The organism is Pedobacter sp. HMWF019 (assembly GCF_003061025.1).
Lineage (GTDB): Bacteria > Bacteroidota > Bacteroidia > Sphingobacteriales > Sphingobacteriaceae > Pedobacter.
Window position 1 is genome coordinate 1 of record NZ_QAIL01000120.1, and the last position, 6,356, is coordinate 6,356.

6 protein-coding genes and 2 tRNA genes are annotated in these 6,356 nt (G+C 42.6%); 5 read left to right on the forward strand and 3 right to left on the reverse strand.

Features of this window, described 5'->3' with window-relative positions; all coding sequences use genetic code 11:
• Window positions 1-91 precede the first annotated feature (91 nt).
• Both DBR11_RS29525 and DBR11_RS29530 read left to right on the forward strand, forming a co-directional pair.
• Window positions 92-199 (forward strand) — tRNA-Asp (locus DBR11_RS29525).
• A gap of 73 nt (window positions 200-272) precedes the next feature.
• Window positions 273-418, forward strand: a tRNA-Asp gene (locus DBR11_RS29530).
• Between the two features lie 63 nt (window positions 419-481).
• Here the strand turns inward: DBR11_RS29530 and DBR11_RS07535 are convergent.
• Window positions 482-2,074: a YgcG family protein gene (locus tag DBR11_RS07535; protein WP_108551186.1), complete on the reverse strand. Its 1,593-nt coding sequence runs from the start codon at window positions 2,072-2,074 to the stop codon at window positions 482-484.
• A gap of 472 nt (window positions 2,075-2,546) precedes the next feature.
• Between DBR11_RS07535 and DBR11_RS07540 the strand changes: the two genes are divergently transcribed.
• From DBR11_RS07540 to DBR11_RS07550, 3 genes are read left to right on the forward strand one after another with little or no spacing between them, the layout of a single operon-like run.
• Complete coding sequence (locus DBR11_RS07540; protein WP_108551188.1) at window positions 2,547-3,152, forward strand: GIN domain-containing protein; 606 nt, start codon at window positions 2,547-2,549, stop codon at window positions 3,150-3,152.
• A gap of 10 nt (window positions 3,153-3,162) precedes the next feature.
• The gene (locus tag DBR11_RS07545) at window positions 3,163-3,360 is read left to right on the forward strand and encodes a hypothetical protein (protein WP_108551190.1); all 198 of its coding nucleotides are present in this window, start codon (window positions 3,163-3,165) and stop codon (window positions 3,358-3,360) included.
• A gap of 14 nt (window positions 3,361-3,374) precedes the next feature.
• Entirely contained in the window at window positions 3,375-4,556 is a 1,182-nt protein-coding gene (locus DBR11_RS07550) for a multidrug effflux MFS transporter (protein ID WP_108551192.1), read from the forward strand.
• A 30-nt stretch (window positions 4,557-4,586) separates the two neighbouring features.
• Here the strand turns inward: DBR11_RS07550 and DBR11_RS07555 are convergent, their stop codons facing one another.
• Window positions 4,587-5,417 (reverse strand): NmrA family NAD(P)-binding protein, encoded by an 831-nt coding sequence (locus DBR11_RS07555; protein WP_108551194.1) that lies wholly within the window; start codon window positions 5,415-5,417, stop codon window positions 4,587-4,589.
• Between the two features lie 67 nt (window positions 5,418-5,484).
• Entirely contained in the window at window positions 5,485-6,303 is an 819-nt protein-coding gene (locus DBR11_RS07560) for a helix-turn-helix transcriptional regulator (RefSeq protein ID WP_108551196.1), read from the reverse strand.
• Window positions 6,304-6,356: the final 53 nt, after the last annotated feature.

Below are 6,356 nucleotides of genomic sequence, written 5' to 3' on the forward strand. Positions count from 1 at the left end.
GATTAAAATATTTGCAACGTAATAGAGGTCTTGTTACATTTGTATCAAGCAAACGATAAAAAAACAAGTTCTTTAACATTTGCTTACCTACTGTAGGGTGGTGGAACTGGCAGACGCACCTCCTTGTCTCGGTGGTGGAGATTATGGAAAACCCGTAAGGGCTAACCACTCCTTGAAGGTTCGACTCCTTCCCCTACAGCGATTATAAAGTAAGTTATAAAAAATCAACCTAAACCAAAGCTTACTTCATAAGAATACGTACATTAATATCATGTTGGGTGGTGAAATTGGCAGACACACCTCCTTGTCTCGGTGGTGGGGATCATGGGATAAACACAGTTTATGGGTTGACCACAAATTAATTTTTTGAACTGAGGCTAACTTCCCCTTGAAGGTTCGACTCCTTCCCCAACAGCCAGTTTTTTTATGAATAATAAGTTAGTTAATTGAGCGGACCAGGATTGGCCGCTCTTTTTTTGTTTTACCAGCTGCTTCCTGCGCCACCGCCGCCGGATGATCCGCCACTGCTTGTGCTGCTGGAAGAACTGCTTGAGGAGGAGCTGCTGGAAGAACTACTACTGGAAAATGAAGAAGAACTGCTGTCATCACTGGAAATGGAGATTTTTGCAATCTCAAATTTGACTGAATCTTTAAATTTGCAATTCGCACATATGGAATAGGTGTATCCATAGCCTTCTGAATAGGTCGTGGCAGATTTTATCACCTTCCTTTTATCAAATTTCAAGGTGATAAAATGGCATTCGGGGCACTCCCTGGCTGTAGACTTGATGTTTTTGTAGTCGAGGATCAAGTGTTCTTTACAGGAAGTGCATTCCCATACATCGTAATCAATGGAGTCTATACGCTCTTCTGTAAGCTGGCCTTTGGATAAAAACTGATCTTCCTGTTCGTCATCCAGACAAACCATAGGCTTTCCACATTTTTCGCAGTCCAATGGCGCATTTCGCAGTTGATATAATCTTTCTTTATAGGTCTTCCAATAGGATTTTAAAAATGGATAAGGAAATATTTTTAAGACTGCATGTTCCATGGAGGCATGTGTTTCCTGCCATTTTAAATATTGCTCATGCCGGCTTAGGTTTTTAAGGGAGGATTTTAAGATGGAGCTTAAAATGAAGAAATGGAGGTTTATGTAGATTAACAGGAACAGATAGAAAATAACAAGGTTTCTAAGGATAAACCAAAAGCCAGGAAGGGGATCCATAAAACTGATCCAGATGACCAATGCGGAAGGGACTAAGACCAGGAAATAGGAGACAGGATTTAACCATTTGTTCTTAAAGCGATATCCATTTAAACTTGAACCAAGTGCAGCGGCGATGCCGATATAAAATATCAGGATTGGAATAAAGGCAAGAAGGGCTATAAGGCCCGGGCCGTTCTTTGAGGGAGAAGATGCCTGTAGGTTTTGTGTAAATGGTCTTTGATTTTCAACATAGGCTGAGGCACTGTCTGCGACAGCCAAGCCGACCTCTGGTGTGGTTGTAGGAACAACAGCAACTGCAACAGTGCTGTCCGAAGGGGCCAATTCTGGTTGGTCTTCATCTTTTAATCTGGCCATTACCGCGTCCACTCCTGAAATGATAGCGCTGTCAAAATCATTGTTCTTTGCATGAGGAATCATGAGGTCTTCCTGGATTCTTTTACAGATCATATCCGGAAGCATGCCCTCCAATCCATAGCCTGTTTCAAATTCAATTCTCTTCTGATCTTTCACCACCAGGATCAGTAATCCATTATTGGTGTCTTTGCGGCCGATCTTCCATTTTCTGAACAATTCATGGGCAATGTCTTTGGGAACGTTATCTCCGATACTTTGAACAAAGACCACATCGATATGTGCCGTGCCGGCCTGATCCAGTTTGCTGAGTTCATTGTTCAGTATAGATACAGTTGCAGTGGAAAGAATATGATCAGGATTGCTGACGTAAGTTTCTCCGAGTGTTTTCGGATCTGGGATGGTATTTAGTATTTTGTCTTTTGCAGGGGGAGCTTTGCAGCTCGCTAAAAACAAAAGACTGATGGTAAAAAATAAACAGGCAGATTTTATCATAAACAATCAGTTTTATAGAAGTAAATATAAGGGTTTCGTGAGGATAATGTTCCCTTGAAACTTTTCCTAATATAAAATAAAGGCCTGCTTGTCGATTGGAATTGCCTGTTGGTCGATCACAAGGCCGGAGTGGTCTAATGGTGCAATACACAGCTGCAACGTTTTTGCCTTTCTGCAGTCTTATTCCCAAAAAAACAGAAGATATTAATAGCCTCAGGGCATATAAGGACTTGCCGAGCCGGCCCATCGTGGCCGGGGAGGTGCAAGGTGAATAATAATAGGACGCGGTTTGGTGGATGCCAACCGCTTTCTTTTTTTTATAGCAGCACAATAACAAAACTTGTCGGTTAAAATTCACCGTTCGTCGTTTTTCCTGCTTAACTTATATAATACTGTCGTTTGTGTGCAACGTTTTGATTTTCAGTGTGGTCTTATCGGGAAATAAACATCAAGATTTCAAAAAAAAACCGATATGAAAACTTTAATCAAAACCCTATTTGCAGCAGTGATGAACATCCTTATTGGGATTTCTGCCGCTACTCCTTCTTTTGCAAATGAAGGCACAAAAGGAAGGCTCATGCTCGCTGATACTTCAGATTATTCCATGCTTAAAGTTAGTGGAAATGTAAAGGTTTATCTCCGTCAGGGCAGCCGGTACAGAGTGTATACGGAATTTGCCGAAGACCTGGGCCGGGTGTCTTTTAAACGAAGAGGGCCTAAACTGATGATCCATTCCGCAACGCAGGAAACCATTATTGTTTTTGTGACTGTAAAAGACTTGAAAAGGGTTGAACTTTGTGATCAGGCAAGTATAGGGTCGCAAGGCAGTTTGAACTTTCCTATATTTCAGGTTCTGTTAAAGGATCGGGCAGAGGCGAATTTAAAGGTGTGTGCGGGGGACTTGTATACCGTTGTTAATGATCAGGCGATGTTGAAACTCAGTGGCTCTTCCGACAGTCATACGATTAAGAAAGGAAAGTTTTCTACGTTGAAATTGCAACATTTTGCTTGTTCAAATACAGAGACCCTTCAGTTTGAAGATGCTTCCCTTGCCTTTTTAAAGGAAGATCAATTTTAAGGTTTAACGGATGCTTCATGGAAAAACTTGTGTAACTGGATTTGGTTGGGTAGATTTGTCCATGAGCAAAAAAGACCTTAAAAAAAGTAAAAGTAATAAGTTTAAGCTACCAAGAAAGCTTAAAAAAGCGCAAACAAAGGCACGTTTAAAGCAAGCTTCAGAATATCTTTGGACTGAGCTTGCCAAGGGCTTTGAACAAAAAGGCTAAACCAGGTCATCTTCATGGCTGGTTCTAAAAAGTTCTATACCATTCTCATCCTGGGGTCTTTGTCTGCGCTTGGACCATTTTCTATTGATATGTATTTGCCGGGATTCGATTCCATTGCAAAAGATCTGCATACCAGTATTCCTAATGTTGCGCTTTCCTTATCCAGTTTTTTTATTGGAATTTCGGCTGGACAGTTGCTTTATGGGCCTCTTCTGGATAAGTTTGGACGAAAAAAACCATTGTATTTTGGGTTGGTCTTGTATATTCTGGCCTCTATAGGTTGTTTGGCTGTAAAGGATATTAATCAACTTATTGTTTTAAGGTTTGTGCAGGCTATTGGAAGTTGTGCAACTGCAGTGGCTTCTGTGGCCATGATACGTGATCTTTTTACCGTTCAGGAAAGTCCTAAGGTCTTTGCCTCCATTATGCTGGTGATTGCTGTTTCACCTATGCTGGCGCCAACAGCCGGGGGCTATCTGATCGCTGGTTTGGGATGGCCCTATGTATTTGTTTTTCTGGCGCTGATGGCCCTGGCTATGCTCTTGTCTGCTTTCTTTTTTCTGCCGGAAAGTTATCAGCCAGATCCTGGGTATTCGTTGAAGCCAGGCCCCATTATCAGGAGTTTTTTAGCGGTTATTGCTGAGCGTCAGTTTTATACATATGCCTTGATTGCTTCTCTGGCTTTTGCAGGCCTGTTTGCTTATGTGTCTGCATCACCTATTGTGTTTATGAACCTGTATGGGGTAAGTAAAACGGGATACGGATGGGTATTTGCCTTGTTGTCTGTTGCTTTTATAGGCTCCAGTCAGGTAAATAGTTTAATGCTGAGGTGGTTTAGCAGTAAGAAAATAGTTTCTTTTGCTTTGGTTGCACAGGCATTGTGCAGTGCATTGTTCTTGTTTGCAGCTCATCAAGACTTGCTTAATTTGTATAGTACTATTGCTTTTATTGCCTTGTACCTGGCTTGCCTGGGTCTGATTAATCCAAATGCGGCTGCGCTTTCTCTTGCACCTTTTAGTAAAAATGCAGGCAGTGCTTCTGCCTTAATGGGGGCCTTGCAGATGGGATTAGGTGCAGTAGCTTCTGTAATAGTCAGCTTGTTCCCCGAAAGGTCGACCTTACCTATGCCGCTGATTATGACCGTTTGTGCTTTTTCAGCGTTAATTTGTCTGTTTCTTTATAAGGGAAGAAAATAGACATGGAGAGCGCGTTGATTCTTAGTTATTCTAACTTTTCCAAACCCCGGATTCGATTGTTTTTTTGATGTATTCCGAAAAATCTGTTGGTTTTCTTTTAAGAAGGCGCTCCAGACCATTAGTAAGATGCGCATTTCTTCCGTCCAGTACTTCTGAAAAGAGATAATCAAGCAGCGAGATGTATTCTTCGGGAACCTCAAAGGATCTGAGCAAGTCTGTATACGCCTGAGGAGAAACTTGTTCGTAGAGAATAGGTTTTTCCAAAGCACAGGCTATTTCTTCAATGGCTTGAGGAAATGTTAAAAGGCGGGGGCCTGTAAGTTCATGGCATTGATGCCGGTGTTCATTATTGATGAGCGCGGCTACTGCGGCCTCGGCAATATCATTGGCATCTATGAATGGCTCTTTGGTATCTCCGGAGGGTAGTACAACGTGACCGGCTCTTATAGGATGCAGGAGAAAGCTTTCACTGAAATTTTGTGCGAACCAGCTGGCGCGGAGAATGGTCCAGTCCAAACCACTTTGCTTTACAATTTCTTCGCAATGTTCGGCCTCTGGTTCTCCTCTGCCTGATAGCAGGACGACTTTATTTATGCTGTTTCGGGCGGCGAGAGCAGTGAATTCCCGGATGCTGTCTGGGGCTCCTGGCGCGGCGAGGTCAGGCTGGAAGGAGAGGTAGATGGATTTAACGTCCTGGAGTGCAGGAATCCATGTCTGGCGGTCTTCCCAGTCAAAAGGGATGGCGGCGGACCTTGAACCGATTCTTACAGGCAGACCGAGTTGGTTTAGGTTTTCTACGATTCTTTTACCTGTTTTGCCGGTACCTCCAAGTACCAAAATGAGTTTGTCTTTGCTTTTCATAATTTTTGATCTTTAATTCAAAGCTAGGAGATGCCCGATGGACAAAATAGAACAAAACCGACAGGTGTTACGAAGGCCTGAGTTGGTTTAGGTTTTCCACGATTTCGAACGATTTTTTTTGGTACTGAAAAGGGGAAAATCCTGCAAATTCCTTAAATGAACGGATGAAGTGTGACTGGTCAGCATAATTATTTTCATAGGCTATATCTGAAAATTTATCGTATTCATTATTTCTTAGTTGTATTAAGGAGGCCTGGAAGCGGCAAATTCTTGAGAAAAGCTTTGGTGAGATACCAGTATAGGCTTTGAATTTCCTTTCCATACTCCGCTCTGATAGGCCAAGATCGTCTTGCAGACTTTTTAATGGGACAAGGCCCTTAGACTGAATGATTTGTGCGAGTGCCTGTTTCATCGCTGCATCCTGCAAATGAAGGCTGCTTTTTTGCTCCATATCCAGGAAATAAAAGAGGATTTTAAGCTGGTCATTTGCCGAAGGAGCATACAAAAGCTGGTCGGAGAGTGCCGGATGTTTCTTCTTGACAAGGTCCTCTAAATTTAAACAGGAGTTGGTGAGTTCTTCGGCAGGAAGACCAAATAATGTTTTTAGGGCATTGGGGTAAAAATGGATGCCAATGGCCTGGAAATTTCCAGTTAGCTGTAGTTCGGCATAACGGGTACTTTGTCCGAAAAGGAAGAGATCAGATAGTTGTTTGTTTCCCTGGTAAAGGGTTCCCTCACTTTTGGGTTGGTAGATGAGGCCCGGACAGCCGTCGGCCATTGTTCTGAAGGGAGTGGTGCTGTTTTCCGCATGCTCACTTTCCAGCGTCCAGCAGTATCTGATGTGGTTTCTAAGATGTTCCGGGGGATGGATTTCCTGATAGTTCATGCTTCAACACTTTAGTTATTAGATATATCTGTTTGTGTTTTGTTAGCCGCATC

Coding starts and splice junctions, on each gene's coding strand:
- DBR11_RS07535 (WP_108551186.1), bottom strand. CDS start 2,074: ATGATAAAATCTGCCTGTTTATTTTTTACCATCAGTCTTTTGTTTTTA.
- DBR11_RS07540 (WP_108551188.1), top strand. CDS start 2,547: ATGAAAACTTTAATCAAAACCCTATTTGCAGCAGTGATGAACATCCTT.
- DBR11_RS07560 (WP_108551196.1), bottom strand. CDS start 6,303: ATGAACTATCAGGAAATCCATCCCCCGGAACATCTTAGAAACCACATC.
- DBR11_RS07545 (WP_108551190.1), top strand. CDS start 3,163: ATGCTTCATGGAAAAACTTGTGTAACTGGATTTGGTTGGGTAGATTTG.
- DBR11_RS07550 (WP_108551192.1), top strand. CDS start 3,375: ATGGCTGGTTCTAAAAAGTTCTATACCATTCTCATCCTGGGGTCTTTG.
- DBR11_RS07555 (WP_108551194.1), bottom strand. CDS start 5,417: ATGAAAAGCAAAGACAAACTCATTTTGGTACTTGGAGGTACCGGCAAA.